General features: G+C 45.5%; 15 protein-coding genes and 1 pseudogene. 8 read left to right on the top strand and 8 right to left on the bottom strand.

The features are described from left to right. Positions 1-81: 81 nt before the first annotated feature. On the top strand, positions 82-207 hold the full coding sequence (locus AABW11_RS05500) for a hypothetical protein (protein WP_340103786.1): 126 nt from the start codon (positions 82-84) through the stop codon (positions 205-207). A gap of 93 nt (positions 208-300) precedes the next feature. After that, a pseudogene (locus AABW11_RS20095) lies at positions 301-519 on the top strand (cupin domain-containing protein); the annotation flags it as partial. 224 nt (positions 520-743) lie between these two features. Here the strand turns inward: AABW11_RS20095 and AABW11_RS05495 are convergent. From AABW11_RS05495 to AABW11_RS05480, 4 genes are all read right to left on the bottom strand, one after another. Continuing rightward, positions 744-1,211, bottom strand: a complete 468-nt coding sequence (locus AABW11_RS05495; RefSeq protein ID WP_340103785.1) for a nuclear transport factor 2 family protein — start codon at positions 1,209-1,211, stop codon at positions 744-746. 100 nt (positions 1,212-1,311) lie between these two features. After that, positions 1,312-1,599, bottom strand: a complete 288-nt coding sequence (locus AABW11_RS05490; protein ID WP_340103784.1) for a hypothetical protein — start codon at positions 1,597-1,599, stop codon at positions 1,312-1,314. A gap of 253 nt (positions 1,600-1,852) precedes the next feature. Then, positions 1,853-2,965, bottom strand: coding sequence for an alanine dehydrogenase (gene ald, locus AABW11_RS05485; RefSeq protein WP_340103783.1), 1,113 nt, complete (start codon positions 2,963-2,965; stop codon positions 1,853-1,855). Between the two features lie 322 nt (positions 2,966-3,287). Further along, entirely contained in the window at positions 3,288-3,521 is a 234-nt protein-coding gene (locus AABW11_RS05480; protein ID WP_340103782.1) for a hypothetical protein, read from the bottom strand. Positions 3,522-3,788: 267 nt separating this feature from the next. Between AABW11_RS05480 and AABW11_RS05475 the strand changes: the two genes are divergently transcribed. Then, positions 3,789-4,664, top strand: a complete 876-nt coding sequence (locus tag AABW11_RS05475) for a DUF58 domain-containing protein (RefSeq protein ID WP_340103781.1) — start codon at positions 3,789-3,791, stop codon at positions 4,662-4,664. 194 nt (positions 4,665-4,858) lie between these two features. Here AABW11_RS05475 and AABW11_RS05470 read toward each other — a convergent pair whose 3' ends face one another. Then, complete coding sequence (locus tag AABW11_RS05470) at positions 4,859-6,181, bottom strand: M23 family metallopeptidase (RefSeq protein ID WP_340103780.1); 1,323 nt, start codon at positions 6,179-6,181, stop codon at positions 4,859-4,861. A gap of 399 nt (positions 6,182-6,580) precedes the next feature. On the opposite strand from AABW11_RS05470, the gene AABW11_RS05465 reads away from it, so the two are divergent. The 5 genes from AABW11_RS05465 to AABW11_RS05445 all read left to right on the top strand — a co-directional run bounded on the left by AABW11_RS05465 (position 6,581) and on the right by AABW11_RS05445 (position 14,752). Then, positions 6,581-7,552: a hypothetical protein gene (locus AABW11_RS05465; RefSeq protein WP_340103779.1), complete on the top strand. Its 972-nt coding sequence runs from the start codon at positions 6,581-6,583 to the stop codon at positions 7,550-7,552. Further along, positions 7,549-8,547, top strand: a complete 999-nt coding sequence (locus tag AABW11_RS05460) for a vWA domain-containing protein (protein WP_340103778.1) — start codon at positions 7,549-7,551, stop codon at positions 8,545-8,547. Before AABW11_RS05465 ends, AABW11_RS05460 begins: the two co-directional genes overlap by 4 nt. Positions 8,548-8,591: 44 nt before the next feature. Further along, positions 8,592-11,939: a transcription-repair coupling factor gene (gene mfd, locus AABW11_RS05455; RefSeq protein WP_340103777.1), complete on the top strand. Its 3,348-nt coding sequence runs from the start codon at positions 8,592-8,594 to the stop codon at positions 11,937-11,939. Beyond that, entirely contained in the window at positions 11,936-12,880 is a 945-nt protein-coding gene (locus tag AABW11_RS05450) for an L-threonylcarbamoyladenylate synthase (RefSeq protein ID WP_340103776.1), read from the top strand. The genes mfd and AABW11_RS05450 overlap by 4 nt, the downstream gene beginning before the upstream one ends. Positions 12,881-13,024: 144 nt before the next feature. Beyond that, entirely contained in the window at positions 13,025-14,752 is a 1,728-nt protein-coding gene (locus tag AABW11_RS05445; protein ID WP_340103775.1) for a fasciclin domain-containing protein, read from the top strand. Positions 14,753-14,945: 193 nt separating this feature from the next. Here the strand turns inward: AABW11_RS05445 and AABW11_RS05440 are convergent, their stop codons facing one another. From AABW11_RS05440 to AABW11_RS05430, 3 genes are all read right to left on the bottom strand, one after another. Beyond that, positions 14,946-15,581: an SDR family oxidoreductase gene (locus AABW11_RS05440; protein WP_340103774.1), complete on the bottom strand. Its 636-nt coding sequence runs from the start codon at positions 15,579-15,581 to the stop codon at positions 14,946-14,948. An 86-nt stretch (positions 15,582-15,667) separates the two neighbouring features. Then, positions 15,668-16,531 (bottom strand): SDR family oxidoreductase, encoded by an 864-nt coding sequence (locus AABW11_RS05435; protein ID WP_340103773.1) that lies wholly within the window; start codon positions 16,529-16,531, stop codon positions 15,668-15,670. 334 nt (positions 16,532-16,865) lie between these two features. After that, positions 16,866-18,053 carry a thiolase family protein gene (locus AABW11_RS05430; protein ID WP_340103772.1) on the bottom strand — a complete coding sequence of 396 codons (1,188 nt, stop codon included), beginning with the start codon at positions 18,051-18,053 and terminating at the stop codon, positions 16,866-16,868. Between the last annotated feature and the right edge of the window lie 12 nt (positions 18,054-18,065).

Here is an 18,065-nt window from a genome sequence, read left to right as displayed (position 1 = left end):
AAATTGTAGACTCCCTAAAAGTTGACGAGATTGACTTGATAAAAGTCAAACTGACTTTAACCCGTACCCCCAGAATTAGCAATGATCCGACTACTACTTCTCTCACCTTTGATCTTATTGCTTCTTAGCTGCTCGCTTGAATCGATCCACCCTAATCCACTTGCTGTTAATCTTGAAAACGTTGAGTGGGAAGAACCAGGCGATTGAAGCATTGCCCCTGCCGGCACGCGAACCTCACTGCAGTCAACTGACCCGAACACGGGTGGCATAAGCTACTATGGATGATTTCCAACCGGTGGATTTTTTGATCTCTACTGGCATACGCATGATGAATACGTTTCTGTAATCCGCGGCAATCTTACGTTTACACTTGGAGACAAAGTGTACGATCTTGAGCCAGGTGGATATGTTGTAACTCCCGGTAGTATGCATCACGCATGGGATATCCCGGAGTCTAATGATGCTGTCATTATGGTAAAACGAATGGGGCCGCCTGATTTCCATTTCGTGGATAGATGATGTGTATTATTTCTTCTGTAAAACCATTCGATTATATCTGAGAATCATCACATCTGGTTTCGTGTCAAGGTTAAGGTGCCGCATGCAAGCAACCTGTCAGCACCTACCGGATCTGACAGCGTTGGTTTTTGACGCTGACAGAAGTCTGGAAAAGCACCGGGAATGCTGTCAGGTCTTTATGCGACAAATGAGAATTGACATAACACTAGACAAAAATCTAAAAGTCAACACCCTTCCTGCCGGCGGGTATCAACGATCGAAAAGATTTTCCAGCCACTTTCTGTTTGAATCAGATTCATCGTATTCACGCCGCAGTGACTGAACTCCCCGTTGTAGTAAAAACTGTAGTCCATCCAGGCAGTTGACAGGTTACCATCTACATGAGCTGTGAACGATGTAAGTTGCTCATCAAGTGAACCTGCTTCAGAATTAATAACGCTGTTCATAAAAGCAGAGATTTCAGTCTGACGAAGATGCGTGCTGCCCTGTTCTCCTGATACAACTGTTTTCAGAGTAGCGCTTTCAGTAAGAAATGATCTCATATCGGCAGCATCTGAGTTACGCATACTTTCAAAAAAGTCCCCAATCATTTTTTCAACCTGCTCTTTTGGATCAGTGTTTACCTGATCGGAATACTTTTGGAACGGAAAAACGCCAGATAAAACAATACATAAAATAATTAACCACTGCATGGAGATTCAATTTAGTTGAGAGATTCGATTGTTGGGAAGACAGAAGTTCGGGAAATGAGTTGTCTTTTTTCTCACGCTCTTAAAAAATTGCAAACGTGTTTTATTTGGGATCGATACCTCCCATCCACCGGAGGGGACAGCGTGACAAAAGATCGCGAAGCGAGACTTTTGGTGCACAGGGGTGGGTTCCGTGGCAGGACACGATTCGCCGGCCCCACAAACCTACCTCTGCCTCGTCGCTGTCCTGCCTGCAGCAGGCGCTTTGGAGGTTATGAGGCTGTCCAAAAAGGGTGTCATCCCGTACTTTTCCAATGGGATCCCTTATACGGGGGATACGAGATCTCCAATCTTTGATATGGGCAGGAGATACCGGATCAGAATCCGGCATGACTTTTTGATTATGAAGTTCTTTATTAAACACCCTTTTTGGACAGCCTCAGGTTTTTTTACTCCACTCCAGCGCAGGGATGGGTTCCTTGAGAGAGCAGCGACCCAAAATTGCTGCTCAAACGGACAGTGATTTTTGATTTGGCGATTTGTGAGATTTTTGATTTCCGATTTCCGATCCACTTCCTCTCCCCTCCATGAGGCGTGCCTTTCGGCGGAAGAAGTAGAGACTGAAGGGGCGTGGGTCAGATACTTTAAAATACTTCTTCAACCGGAGTATACTCCATGTCAAATGCTTCAGCGACGTCTTTGTACACAACCTCACCATTTGCAATATTCAACCCTTTCAAAAGTTCGGGGTCTGCTTTCATTGCTTTTTTCCAGCCATGATTTGCAAGCTGCACAGCATAGGGAAGCGTTACATTCGTTAGGCCAAGCGTAGACGTGTACGGCACAGCACCCGGCATATTGGCTACACAGTAATGCACAATATCATCGACCTCATATACTGGATTATCATGAGTAGTTGGCTTTGATGTTTCAAAGCATCCGCCCTGATCAATGGCCACATCTACAACTACACTGCCGGGCTTCATCAGCGACAGCATATCTCTTGTAACAAGATGCGGAGCTTTCGCACCTGGTTTCAGCACGCCGCCGATCACGAGATCTACCCGGGGCAGCATATCACGAATATTTGCCTCATTGGAAAATTGTGTAGATACATTTTTCGGCATCACGTCATCCAGGTAGCGAAGCCGGGGAATATTAATGTCCAAAATCGTAGTTTTTGCTCCCATTCCGGCCGCGATCTTTGCAGCATTCACACCCACAACGCCTCCGCCAAGTACGGCTACATTTGCAGCAGGCACGCCTGGGATGCCGCCCATCAGCACACCGCGTCCGCCCATGGGCTTCTCGAGATACTTCGCCCCCTCCTGGGCTGACATACGTCCGGCAACTTCACTCATAGGTATTAACAGGGGAAGCGATCGATCCGATTTTTCAACCGTTTCATAGGCAATAGCGATACATTTCGATTCAACTACGGCTTCCGTAAGCTCTTTGCTTGCCGCAAAATGCAGATATGTAAATAAAATCTGCCCTTCGCGGATTCTTGAATACTCAGGTTCAATCGGCTCTTTCACCTTCATAATCATATCCGATTGTTCCCACAGTTTGTCGATATCTGTAAGAATTTCTGCTCCGGCATCAATATACGCCTGGTCAGAAAATCCGCTTCCTTCGCCGGCACCCTTTTCAACAAGCACGCGGTGGCCGTTTCGTTTAAACTGCAAAGCGCCGCCCGGCAGAAGTGATACTCTGTTTTCGTGGGTCTTAATTTCCTTAGGAACTCCAATAATCATATCTGTTAATCTAAGAGTGTTTATCCATTCAATTCTTGGGGCGAAAGGTAGAAATTTTTAGCGTATTTAACAGGGTTTGTTTACCGATTTCAAATTATGTTGTAAATCTAATCTATTTATTTTGTAAGCGCTTTTTTAAACATAAGAACCTGATTCATAACCCCAAACTGTTGACTCTTTTGGAGCATTTAGATTAGATTTGAAAAAGCATGAGTTCGCGTAACAAATCATTCTATTTCGAGAAGTTCTTGAAAGAATAGAATATTTAAAAGTGCGGCTTTGTCAGTTGAACTTTGGTGACTAGTAGAAGTGCAGTTTAGCCTTATTTGCCGGAACTATTCATCAATGATTTAACCTTAAGAAGTCCCTTTTTGGTTAAAGAAATATGTCCATACAGCGAGGGACCACCGATAGATTCTGCCTTGATGAACTGAAGATCGATCATATATTGAAACAGGTTCCGGATTTCAACCCGATCCATTTTTAACGTTTCCGCCAGCGCTTCGACAGGTATTTTTTTCTCTGCTTCGAAACCTGACTCACGCCCGGCTGTCATAAGAATCTTTTCACACCGTCTATTAAAATCGGATCCAATCAACATATGTATGTGGTTTGATGTACGACAATGTTCAAATCAAACCTTACCTACATGTTAAGCCAGAATTATGGTAATGTTAACAATTGGGCGGTGCACGTTTTCAATTTTCTGATGAAGTTGGAAAATGATCCTCAGAAAGCTACTTTTCATTCGTCGGTAAATTTGTTTGCATCACAAACTATCGTCAGTTAATAAACTAAATGATGTATTTGAAACACCAGCTGCATGATATCCAAAGAGATCCTTTCAAAAATTAAAAAGCTTGAAATACAGACAAAAGGCCTCGTCAATAACCTGTTTGGAGGTGAATACCAATCGGCGTTTAAAGGGCGCGGAATGGAATTTTCCGAGGTCCGCGCCTATACCTTCGGGGATGATGTGCGCCTGATAGACTGGAATGTGACCGCGAGAAACGATGAGCCCTATATTAAAATTTTCGAGGAAGAGCGTGAGCAAACACTTATGCTTTGCGTTGATATATCTCCAAGCGGATTTTTTGGCAGCCACAGCCAGACTAAGATGGAACTCTCTATCGAGGTTTGTGCAGTTATCGCGTTCAGCGCCATCAAAAATGGTGATAAGGTTGGCATGGTTCTTTTTAGCGATACAATCGAAAAAGTTATTCCGCCCAAAAAAGGGCGTACTCACGTTCTCAGGCTCATCCGGGAACTCTACGTTACAAGGCCCGAAGGACAGAAAACAGATATTGGGGAAGCTCTCTCCTACCTGAACAGGCTGCTTAACAGACGCTCAATAATTGTGTTAGCCTCAGATTTCCAGGACGATCATTTTCAAAAACAGCATAAAATTACCAACCGGAAACATGATCTGGTCAATCTTGTCATTCATGATGAATTTGAAGATGAGCTGCCTGATGCAGGCTTGATCAGCCTGAAGGATGCCGAAACCGGCCGGCAAAAACTGGTGGATACATCAAGTAAAAAAGTTCGCCTGGCTTACAAGACAAGGCGTCTTGAGCAGGAACACGAGTTGCGTGAGTATTTCAGAAAAAACAAGATGGATTCAGTCAGTCTGAAAACCAACCAATCGTACGTAAAACCGCTGATTAACTTTTTCCAGAGACGCATACACAGACGCTGAGAATCATTAGTCAGAGGCTATCCAAAAAGGGTGATCAAAAAAGAACTTTAGAATCGATCCCGTCATACCGGACTTCGATGCGGTATCTCCCAATTATATCAATGACTCGAGATCCCGTATCGAGTACGGGATGACATCCTTTAAGTTATGTACTGGCTCTAAGAGATATCATTAGTTTAGAAATACAAACTGACTTAGAGTGATGCGCGTTCTGAGTTTATATTCTCCTCCAAGCCCGCTACTTTTTCATTGAAATTCAGCGCATCAAGCAAACTGCGGTAACGATCCACCACTCTCTGGAAATCTGGCATCAATGATTCTTCAAGTGATTCTGATGCGGGGAGGTCTGCGGACACAGAATTAATGGGGCGATCGTTCACATACATTCTGTAGCAGAGGTGTGGTCCTGTTGCGAGTCCCGTTTGGCCCACATATCCTATTACCTGTCCCTGTTCAACTTTTACGCCTTTTCGAATACCGGGAGCAAATCCATTCATATGGAGATACGCAGTGCGGTAAGAACCGCTGTGGCGTATTTGTACAATATTTCCATTGCCGCCTCTGCGCTGTGCTTCCGTAACAATTCCTTCACCTACAGCAAGTATCGGCGTTCCGGTCGGTGCCGCATAATCGGTTCCATAGTGCGGTCTGTTTCTTTTCAAAATAGGGTGAAACCTGTTTCTTGAAAATCCTGAGCTTACTCGCTGACTATATCGAAATGGCGCTTTTAACAATTCTTTTTCGAGACTATTGCCGTCCTCATCAAAATATCCCCTGCGCTCCTCATGGTTAAGAAAGAATGCCTGGTGAGTTTCTCCGCGGTGCTGAAATTCCGCGGCTTTCACATCACCAATACCAACAAACTCATCACCTGCATAACGCTCTTCATAAATCACTTTAAAATGATCACCACTCCGGAGTGCAAAGAAATCAACCTGCCAGGCAAAAACTCCTGCAAGCTCTGATCCCAGGTACGGCGAGTGCCCCTGAGCTACGATTGTTTCGTATAACGAACTTCTGATGATACCGGAAGCTTCTTTTGTCACAAACCGAATTGGTATTTCGCCAGTCCCAACTCTGTATTCATTCTGCCAGTCAACCGTTATATAGCGCGTCAATTCCTGGTGCCAGACAAAAGATACCGGCTGGTTGTCTTTAAAGTAAACTCTGTAGCGCTGTCCGGGTACCATGCGATTAAGGTTGGCAACACCTTTCGACTCTTGCTGAATCTGATAAATTTGTTGAGGAGATATATCGTAGCGCCGCAGTATTATGTAGAGACTTTCATTTTTCTTAATCTCATGTTCTTCAAATTCGTAAATCCCTTTTTCAAATCCATAGCGATCCCGGGCAGGAAGGGGCTCTATTTCTTTTACGCTTTCCAGGGTTATCAGAAACGGATCTTCATTATCTTTGATGACAGATCCGTTGGAGTAACCCACTAAAAAAATTGCAATGGCAAAAACTGCCACACATACTATAGTGAATATCAGAGGTGTTCGAACTTGCATTGGCATTCCTAAAAGCAGTATTTTGATGGTAACACAGTTTTGATCATAATAGGATTTTATCCACGGTATTCATAAAAAAATTGATTCTTGAATGACTCAATAATTAATTTTTGAACGCGTTGAAATCCTATACATTAAATTATATCTATCAGAGCCACGTTTCAATAAGATATACACATGGCAATAGAATAGAATTGTGTAGCAACGTTTTGTTGCTGTACTTAAGACTTTATAAACAGTTACCGATTCCCAATTAATTCCACGATATTTGACTGTTCTGTCATTTGCTAATCTTAACTGTCACTATCTCCCTACGACTTTATTTTGAATTTCAAATTTCTACTTCATTTGCTTCCGGGGTCAATAAAACGATCCATCGCGATAAAATTTTTTGTTTTATTATTTTTGATACCGGTTGGCCCGGGCCTGATTCACGCGCAACAAATTCACACCATTGTTGATGCTGACTCAGTTCGAGTTGGAGACATGATCAACGTATCTGTTGTTCTTGAAGGAAATTACTCGCTTCAAAGTTATCCCGATTCAACTGACTTTTCTGACGAGTTGGAATTGTTGTCCAGGGAAAGGTACCAGGCCGCTGCCAACAGAGACAGCATTGTCTACAGGCTCCAGTATTTTGGAGTTGAAGATCTTGTAATCGATCCACTCGAATTCAATCTCAGGGTGTCTAACCGCGATACAACTCTCAGAACCAGCCGAATACCGCTATTTTTCAAATCAACGCTGACATCACAGGAAGAGGAGTTACGGCCATTAAAACCTATTTTTGATTTTGCCCGGTCATACTGGCCTTTTATTCTTTTGGGGATTCTGCTGATTATTCTTGGTGTTGCCATTGCCCGGTATTTAAAAGAGCGTGCAAAACGAGACACTTTCATACCCGAAACATTCCGCGAAGAAGAATTTATTAATCCTCTGGATGAACTGGAGAAAGATATTGTAGCCCTGCAGAGTGGACCCTCTCCATCCGACAGAGACGAATTTGAAGCATTTTATGTTCGCCTGGCAGACTCCATCAGGCGCTATCTAAAACGCGTTTACGATTTCCCTGCGCTTGAAATGACGACCGGCGAAATTATTCGTGAACTTCAGCGGGAACGGGCATCATCAGAGTTAATTCGTGACGTTAAAAAAGTGCTGCGCGATGCCGATATGGTTAAATTCGCGAAATTCAACCCCGCATCTGACCAAGTGTCTGATGCCATTCGAACAGGGCTTGACTTCCTTGAAACCGCGCGTTCAGTTGATATCGACCGGGTTGAATACCTTGAATATCAGCACAACGAAGAGCAGGAAGCGCTCAGGCAAACACACATTGAAGAACAACAGGAACTCAAACAGGAATTTGAACAATGAGCTGGGCAAATCCTGAATATTTTTGGTTATTGGCGATCCTGCCGTTTTACATCGGCTATTTCGTTTGGAAACATTTTACAGGAAAGAGGGCTTCAATCGCCTTTTCCTCAACATCGGTTTTGGACGATCTGCCGGGCAACTATCGGGCGAAGCTCGTCTGGCTGACCCCGCTTTTCTACATGGGAGCCTTCGCGCTTTTTGTGACGGCACTTGCACGTCCGCAGCTGCAAAATACAACGGTTGAACAGTATGTAGAGGGCATTGATATTATGATGAGCATTGACATTTCAACGTCCATGCGGGCTGAAGACCTGGAGCCTAACCGCCTGATTGCCGCCAAACAGATTGTGGCTGAGTTCATTCAAAACCGGGATAACGACAGAATTGGAATCGGGGTGTTTGCCCGCGAGAGTTTTACAGTCGTCCCTCCCACTATCGATCATGACCTGGCCATTGAGATGCTCGAAACAATCGATATGGGCATGGTTCGTGACGGGACCGCCATTGGTGTGGGACTGGCCACATCTCTCAATCGTCTGCGGGACAGCGAGGCGGAAAGCCGGGTTGTGATCCTGCTCACTGATGGGATGAACAACGCGGGTGAAATTGATCCGCTAACTGCAGGTGAACTGGCTGCGTCTTATGGGATCAAAGTTTACACGATGGGTGTAGGATCACGCGGAACGGCCCCCTACCCCGTTGACGATCCGGTGTTTGGCCGCCGCTATCAAAATGTATCGGTAGATATTGATGAAGAAATGCTTCAGGAAATTGCCCAAATGACCGGCGGACGCTATTTCAGGGCCACAACCACAGAAGAGCTCAGCGAGATTTATGGAGAAATAGACGAGCTTGAAACCACAGAAATAGAAGAAATAATCTACCGAGACTACGAAGATCTCTATGCTCCCTGGCTTTTTTCAGGAATTATCTGCTTGCTCTTTGGTTTTGTAAACGAACGATGGATTACCGGCTCCTCTTTACTCGAACGGTAGGTATGCATCTCTGACAGCATCACCGCCAATATTTTATAGATTTTATGATTGAACATATACAAAACGCACTCAAAAAAGAGATCGATTTAAAGCAGGTAAGGGAGGAACTGGCGGGCGGAAGTAACGTGAAGCTCAAACAGTTTAACGGCTCCGCACCTGCATTTCTATTCCAGGAACTTGAATCTTCATTCGACACACTGCTGATTCTTGCGGAAGATTACGAGCGGTCGGCCGCAATCGCTTCAGATATTGAACAGGTCGGTGCCGATGGCGTCTTTTTGTTTCCCCCCACCCGACGTAAACCCTACGATCTGCAGAAAATAGTAGATACATCAACGATGGTGCAGCGCTCGGAGGTTTTGGAAAAAATTCAGCTTGGAGAAGCCAAATTCGTGGTGGCCCCGATGGAAGCAATCTTCGAAAAACTTGTGCCCCCTGAACAGTTTTCCGGCGCATCGCTGATGATTGAAAAGGGAATGGTTCTCTCCCCTGAAAAACTCTCCGAACGACTGACCGACCAGGGATATACAACCGAACGATTCGTCGGTGCGCCGGGAGAGTTTGCCGTTCGGGGCGGAATATTCGACATCTTTCCATTTTCCGGCGAATACCCGCTGCGCATTGAATTTTTTGGTGACGAGGTGGATACTATCCGTGAATTTGATCCCGATTCTCAGCGGTCTGTCGCCTTTTTGAATCACGCCCGTATTGTGCCGAACGCCGCATTTTCGACCGAGGAGGCGAAAGAGAGCCTCATTACCTATCTTCCGAAAAAATCAGTGCTGGTTCTGGAAAAAGCTGATCTTTTTGCAGACATGATTGAAGAGTTCCTGGAGGAAGCCGACGAACAATTTGAAAAACTTGATGACGACACCATCAACCCGCCAAAAGACGAGTTCCTTACTGTTGATGAATGGAATAAGGCACTGGATAATTTTCCCTTGCTTACAACCGGCTCCCTTAATAACTCCATCAGTACTAAACTGACGGTTGAGATTAACAGCTCACCGCATCCGTCGTTTAACGGAAGTTTCAAGATTTTGAGATCGTTCATTGAAGAGCAGTCTGCCAGTGGCGTTCGAACGATCATCTTGTGCAATCACGAAAATCAGAAAGAGCGGTTTGATGAACTCCTTGGAGAACCTTCTGATGATTTTGAGTATCTGCTGGCGGTACAATCACTCCACGAGGGGTTTATTCTGCCCGATCAGCACCTGGCCGTTTTAACCGATCACGAGATTTTCAACCGCTACCACCGCCCGAAAGTGAAGCGCAAGCAGGTTCGCGGCGGTATTTCAATGAAAGAGCTGAAAGATCTGAACGTGGGCGATTATGTGGTTCATGTGGATTACGGGATCGCAACGTTTGCAGGATTTAAAAAGATCAACGTTCGAAAAACGGTTCAGGAAGCGGCCGTGCTGCGCTATAAGGATGATTCGATCCTCTACGTGAATGTATCAAGCCTGCACAAGCTTCAGAAATATTCAGGAAAAGAGGGGAAACAACCCCGGATAACAAAACTTGGTTCGGGCGAGTGGGCTCGCAAAAAAGCCACGACCCGCAAAAAAGTAAAAGATATAGCACGGGAGCTGATCCAGCTATACGCCAAGAGAAAAGCCATGGAGGCTTACTCATTTTCTGATGATAACTCCTGGCAAATGGAGATGGAAGCCCGGTTTGAATATGAAGAGACGCCCGATCAAATGGAATCCATCCAGGCAGTCAAACGTGATATGGAGTCAACCCAGCCTATGGACCGATTAGTTTGCGGTGATGTGGGATTTGGAAAAACAGAGGTTGCCATCCGTGCGGCGTTTAAGGCGGTGATGGATCAGAAGCAGGTGGCGGTGCTTGTGCCAACGACTATTCTGGCCGATCAGCACGCAAAAACATTCCAGGCAAGAATGAAAGACTTTCCGGTTGTGGTGGAATCTCTGTCACGTTTCAGAACCGCGGCTGAGCAAAAACAGATCATCAAGGATCTGGAAGCCGGTAAAGTCGATATTCTAATCGGCACGCACCGCATTGTTTCCAAAGACGTGAATTTCAAGGATCTTGGTTTGATGGTTATCGATGAGGAACAGCGGTTTGGTGTCTCTGTAAAAGAGAAACTGAAAAGATTTCGCGCCTCCGTGGATGTGATGACCATGACGGCCACACCCATTCCAAGAACGCTTCAGTTTTCCCTGATGGGCGCCCGTGACCTGAGCATCATCAACACTCCGCCGCCTAACCGACAGCCGGTCTACACGGAAATCCACAGCATGGATCCGGAACTGATTCGGGAGGCAATCCTGCAGGAAGTCACGCGAGGCGGCCAGGTTTTCTTTATAAATAACCGTGTGAAGAACATCAATGAAATCACGGAGATGATACGGGAACTGGTGCCAAATATCCGCATCCGAACGGCGCACGGGCAGATGAAACCGTCGAGCCTGGAAAAGATTATTCATGATTTCTATCATCATAAGTTTGATGTGCTGGTATCCACCAACATCGTGGAAAACGGGATTGATATTGCCAACGCCAACACGATTATCATCAATAACGCCAACCATTTTGGCCTGTCGGAGCTCCACCAGTTGCGCGGACGCGTGGGACGGTCGAACCGAAAAGCGTACTGTTATCTTATTACACCGCCGATCCGAAATTTGTCAGCAGATGCGAGAAAACGATTGACGGCACTTGAAGAGCATTCCGATCTTGGGTCAGGTTTCAATATTGCCATGCGTGATCTTGATATTCGCGGGGCCGGTGACATTCTGGGTGCTGAACAGAGCGGGTTCATCACCGACATCGGGTTTGAGATGTACACTAAAATCCTGGACGACGCCGTGCGCGAACTCAAGGAGACTGAATTTAGCTCAATGTTTTCAAGCGAACCAAGACCTGTGGATCTGCCCGATACCCAGGTCGAATTCGATCACTCCGCTTACATCGAAAACACGTATGTATCGGATAATGTGGAGCGGCTCAATCTTTATAGAAAACTTAGTGAAGCCGACCAATCATCAGTGATTGACGACTGGGAAGAAGAGGTTAAAGACCGCTTCGGCCCGATGCCGGAAAGCACCGTATTCCTGTTGCTGGCAACCCGCCTTAAAGTGGAAGCGTCACAGCGGCTTGTCAAAAAAGTAACGACACGTGCCGGCAGAATGTGGCTGCAAATGCCCAAAAACAGTTCGAAAACCGGCGAACATCTTTATGGCGAAGGATTTTTCCAGACGCTGCTCAAAGATATCGAAACTAAGAAAGAAAATGCCTTTGAGGTGATTCAGAAGAAAGATGCCGTCCGGCTTGTCATACATGATATCGAAGACGGTAACGCAGCACTTGACTTCCTGAAAAATCTCCCACGCTACGCAGAGCAAGAGGAGCAGGTGACGGCATGATCGTCAGCGCGCAAAAAGCGGCAGAACTGATTCGTGAGGGACAGGTTGTGGCGATACCGACCGAAACGGTTTATGGCCTTGCAGCTGATGCAACAAATATTCAAGCCGTACGGCATATTTTTGAGCTAAAAGGACGACCGCCCGATAACCCTCTGATTGTACACGTAGCTGAAATAAACCAGGTGGCTTCATTTACTGATGACAGGCCAGATATACTATTCAAGTTAATTGACCGGTTCTGGCCCGGGCCGCTGACTTTTGTTCTTTCCAAAAAAGCCTCCGTTCTTGACATCATCACTGCCGGACTAGATACGGTTGCACTGCGGATGCCTGATCATCCTAAAGCCCTGTCAGTCATAAAGAAGACAGGACCTGTTGCGGCCCCGAGCGCCAATCGATCAGGACGCCCTAGTCCTACCAGGCCGGAACACATTACACTCGATTTTGGAGACGACCTTCCTGTAATTGATGGCGGCCCGTGCTCTATCGGGCTTGAGAGTACAGTGCTTGATTTGTCAGGTTATATTCCCACTATATTGCGACCTGGTAAAATAACGGCCGATCAGATCGAGGATATGCTTGATATAAAAGTTTTACGAGAACCAGCCGGCGAAAATCAGATTAGGCGCAGTCCCGGAACACGGTATTCTCATTACAAACCTAACGCATCTGTTAGCTGGATGTCGTCAATCGAATCAATACGGTCGTATCAGCCTGATACACTTTACATCTTCCACACTCAATCTCCGAAAATAACCGACGATAACATCATAACTTTTGAGGGCAACTATTTGGATTTCGCAAAGTCGCTCTATGATCTGTATCGCACGGCAGATAAAAGAAATTATAAGAAAATTTTTATCGAACCCCTTCCGGATACTACTCTCTCCCCTATCATACCTGCGCTTCTCAATCGAATCCAACGATCTGTTTCGCATTAACTTAGACGCATTTCTTTTTAGAGCAGATTTTTTTAAAAGATTAAGAAACGAATTAAACATTGTGGCGTGTTATAAGCCCAACTGAAATGAATTTGTTGATTACATATTCAATCAGAATCTTTAACCCCACAAATCTTTCTTATAATGAATACACTAATCAAACGACTAAGTTTGTTTGTCATCTTACCTATCTTCGCAGCATTTTTTTTAACTTCCTGCAGCGATGACGATGGCATTCCGACGGCCGATGATACCGACCAAGAGCTAAATATTGTTGAAACAGCCGAAGAGGCTAGTAATTTTACCACACTTCTTACAGTAGCAACTGATCTTGGTCTTGCTGAGACCCTACAAAGTGAAGAGCTAACCGTATTCGCTCCAACTGATGCTGCATTCGACGCCCTTCCCGATGGTTTACTCGATCAACTTACAGATGAGCAACTTACAGAAATAATTCTATACCATGTACTTGCCGGAACGGTAGAGTCTAATCAAATTTCTGCTCAGCAAGATGCTGTTACGGAACAGGGAGAGCGAATTTTACTACAAAGCAATGCAAATGGAGTAACCATAAATGGCAGCACATCCGTCATATCAGCTGATATTTCTGCAAGTAACGGAGTGATTCATGCAGTGGATGAAGTGCTGCTTCCGGCTGCTTTCCGTGAACCGGGAATTATTGAGACAGCCCAGGAAAATGGAAACTTCACCATTCTTCTCGGAGCTATCGAAGATGCGGGTCTTACAACCACGCTGCAATTTCTCGGAGACTTTACAGTTTTTGCCCCTTCTGATGCAGCTTTTGAAGATCTAGGGATTGAAACTGTTGAATCTCTCACTGATGATCAATTAACAGACGTTTTAACCTACCATGTACTGGATGGTGAAGTTCCATCAACCGCGCTCCAGCCTGAACAGACAGTAACGGCACTGAACGGATCAGACCTTTTTATCACATTGGATAATGATGGAGTTTCCGTCAATGGTACGGGTAGCGTATTTTTAGCCGATGTTGAGACAAGAAATGGCGTCATTCACGCTGTTGATCAAGTGCTTTTGCCTGATGCCTTTGGTAACGTAGTTGATAATGCAGTAAAGCGTTACGAGCTATCTACGCTTGTTGATTTGGTTACACAGCAAAATCTTGCCGGAATTCTTGCCGATGCTGATGCAGAGTACACGGTCTTTGCACCTACAAATGCAGCATTTGAAGCGATAAGCTCAACGCTTGAAACTCTGACCAGTGATCAAGTTACGAATACCTTGCTCTACCACGTCCTCGCAACTGCTGTTGAGTCAGGTGACCTTGCACAATCACAGCAAGTTATGACGCTGAATAACGATGAAGAAATCCTTATCGAAGTCTCAGAAGGAGTTGTTTCAATAAACGGAGACGCCACTGTTCAGATTGCAGATATTGTTGGAACAAACGGTGTCATTCATATCATCGACGCCGTTCTGATTCCTGAAGCACTCGGTGGTGGAATTCCTACTGATGGTGAGGTATCAGCCAATATTACAATAGATAATGTTGGTACAAGTGCCTGGAATATCGATGAAATCGACGGTGAAGGTGCATCAGGTGATATCGGTGTCGACAATGCGACACTGACACTTGAAGAAGGACTAAGATACACCATCACAAATCTCGGAGCGGCGAACCATCCCTTTCAACTTCTTGATAGTAATGACAATGTATTAATCGCTGCCGGTGGTAGTGGAAGTCTGCAAGACGATGCTGACGCGAATGTAGTCTTAGACGATGAAGAGGGTACGATTTCATTTACTCTGACAGGTGCACTTGCGGACCAGGTTGCAGCATACATTTGTGAATTTCATCCCTCTATGGTTGGCGACATTGTCGTGAACTAAATCTGAGTCTACTAACACTTAGATTTATTTTCAACAAACAAAAAAAGGCGTCCTGATTTATTCAGAGCGCCTTTTTTCTTTGAAAAATTTACATCGACAGGAATACACGTCGCGATTTTTTTTGCCTTTACTTTACGTGTCCTCGTGGCAAGAGCAGCAGAGTGACAAGCTATATCCGAACAATATTCAGATTCTAATCCAGCTGGTTCAGAGCGTTCTCAATGGGTTGGTCACCTGAAAGAAGATCAAACGATTGACGATGGGTCGACTCATTTTCAAGCGATGCAGCTATGACTGACGCCACATCTTCTCTTGGTATCTCTCCTCCTTCAAGATCACCTACTTTTATTCGACCTGTTCCCTCTTCATCAGTCAGCCTTCCGGGTTTGATGATAGTATAGTTCAACCCGCTGTTGATCAGGGCTTCATCTGCCTCAGCTTTGGCTTTTTGATACACCTGGAATACCTCGTTTCCACGTGGTTCGTCGAGGCCCATTGCGCTGATCATAATATAGCGGTTGATTCCATTTGCCTGACAAGCGCGCATCAGCTTAATGGCACCGTCGCGATCTACGGTATACTTTCGTTCTTTACCACTCCCCGGCCCGGCACCTGCAGCAAATACAACGGCGTCGACATTACCGACAGCCTCAGAAATGTCCGGTGATTGTTCAATATCTTCTACCACAGGTTCTGCTCCTAATTTTTCAAGAGTGTCTGTCTGCTCCTCTTTTCGAATGATCCCCCTTACGCTGTGTCCGTACTCTATAAGTTTGGGATGGAGCAGCTGGGCGATACTTCCGTGTGCACCTACAACTGTAATATTCATTATATATCCGATTTTAATTTTCCTTTTGATGAGGCAGAATAACAATCAATCCGGGAAAAACATTTTTTAATCAATTCACTTCCTTTTCACTTCTCACTTTTGCCTTTCTCCTTCATCATCTTGAACATGCCTTTCAATTTCTGACGATCCATCATTCCATCAATAAAATTAAACTGTCCGCCTGAAAGCTTTTCACCGCCGTCTATCGTAACACATTCTCCGGTAATATAAGGCGCCATATCACTCATCAGGAACGCGGCAAGATTGGCCAGTTCCTCGTGTTCTCCATACCTGCCCGCCGGTATTTTGTTCAGATACTGCTGCTCAAATTTCTCGTCTGGAAACAGACGTGTCCAGGCCCCTTCGGTAGGGAAAGGACCCGGTGCTATGGCATTGAGCCGAATACCATACTCAGCCCATTCAAACGCCAGTGATCGCGTCATTGCCAAAACGCCAGCTTTACCGCAGGCTGAAGGAAGCACAAATGCCGATCCTGCATCTTCAGCGTAGGTTGTAACAATATTCAAAATATTGCCGTCAGACTCAGAATCGATCAGGTAGTTTCCAAAATGGTGGGTGCAGTTAAAACTTCCATGAAGCACAATATCGACCACAGTTTTAAACCCGCCAGGTGACAGGTCTTCTGATGTGCTCAAAAAGTTACCGGCGGCATTATTTACCAGTCCTGTCATCTTTCTGAAATCTGCTACAATTTGCCGGATCATCTCACCGACTTTTTCATAATCCCGCACATCCACCTGATACCATCGAACGTTCGTTCCAAAATCCGCCAGTTTCTCTGTTGCGTTCTTCAATTTCTCTTCCGTTCTGCCACAGATGGCTATATCAGCTCCAAGGTCAACAAACTTTTTGGCCATTGAAAGCCCGAGACCGCTTCCGCCGCCTGTGATGAGAATGACGTCATTTTCGAGTGTGTTGTCTTTGAACATAGCATTTTAGTTTTTAGTGGTGATTTTTTAGTCACTTGAAACTAATTGAGTGATGAAGTTTATAATCCCCTCTCGAGAGGGGAAAAGTGAATATCGAAAGCACACAGTGCTATTCGTTAGAGCGAGGGGTGTGTTTACGGAGCGTTGATATAGGTTTTGAATGTATATCCGTTCTCCAGCCCCACCAACACACCCCTGATCAAATTCACTATACGCGAATTGATCTGTCCCCTCTCGAGAGGGGATTTTCTTATCCTTACACCATTTTAAAACTAACGGTCAAGCTAATTCAGGGATTGACATCATCTCAATACTCACTACTCATGACTCAATACTATAATCTTTCAAAAATTCCGGCAGCCCCCATGCCGCCGCCGATGCACATCGTTACCATACCAAACTGTTTGTCGAGGCGCTGAAGATCGTGCAGGATTTGGGTGGTAAGTTTAGCTCCGGTGCAGCCCAGCGGATGCCCCATAGCAATCGCTCCGCCATTGATATTTAACTTGTCCTGATCCAGACCAACTTCACGAATAACAGCCAGTGATTGCGCCGCGAATGCTTCATTTAATTCAATCAGATCGATATCGTCCAGCTCCAGTCCTGTTTGTTTAAGAACTTTTGGAATCGCCTCAACCGGACCAATTCCCATAATTTCCGGGGCCACGCCGGCAACTGAAAATCCATGATAGCGTGCCATCGGCGTCAACCCAAGTTCCTCCGCTTTTTTTCGGCTCATCACCATCACGCCGGAAGCGGCATCATTCATCTGCGAAGAGTTTCCAGCCGTCACACTCCCGCCCTGCTTAAATGCTGCGTTCAATCCGCTCAGAGCATCAAGGCTTGTATCTTTTCTCGGTCCTTCATCCTGCTTGAACGTGAAATTGTCCTCAGCCATCTCCCCATTGGACGCCACGTATTTGTGTACCACCTCAACCGGCGTAATTTGGTCGTCAAAATACCCTTCTTCCCATGCGTTTACTGCTTTTTGATGACTCTTTAGAGCAAACTCATCTTGATCTTCACGACTCACGTCATATTTATCAGCCACATTTTCCGCCGTCAATCCCATGCTAATGTATACTTCAGGCCGCTCATCAGCCAGGGTTGGATTGGGCTGAAATGAGACGCCGCCCATTGGCACCTGGCTCATACTCTCCACCCCGCCTGCAATCAGAATTTCAGCACCCCCGGCCAGGATTCTCTCCGCAGCCATGGCAATCGTTTGCAGTCCGGACGAGCAAAAGCGATTGACAGTCATTCCCGGCACAGAATCAGGCAGCCCGCCTAAAAACGCACTTTGCCGAGCCACGTTCATTCCCTGTGACCCTTCCGGAAACGCACATCCCACGATCACATCCTCAATCATGGAAGGTTCAACGCCGGGCGAATGCTTCAGCAGATCCTTGATGATTTCTCCCATCAGAGTATCCGGCCTGGTAAATCGCAGCGACCCTTTGTTCGCCTTTCCACATGGGGTTCGTTTTGCAGCAACGATGACTATTTCTTTTTGATTATTCATAGTTTGTAAATT

It is taken from the genome of Rhodohalobacter sp. 8-1 (assembly GCF_038150125.1).
GTDB lineage: Bacteria > Bacteroidota > Rhodothermia > Balneolales > Balneolaceae > SW132.
The sequence above is the reverse complement of the archived record's forward strand: the minus strand, read 5'-3'. Positions and strand labels throughout refer to the sequence as shown.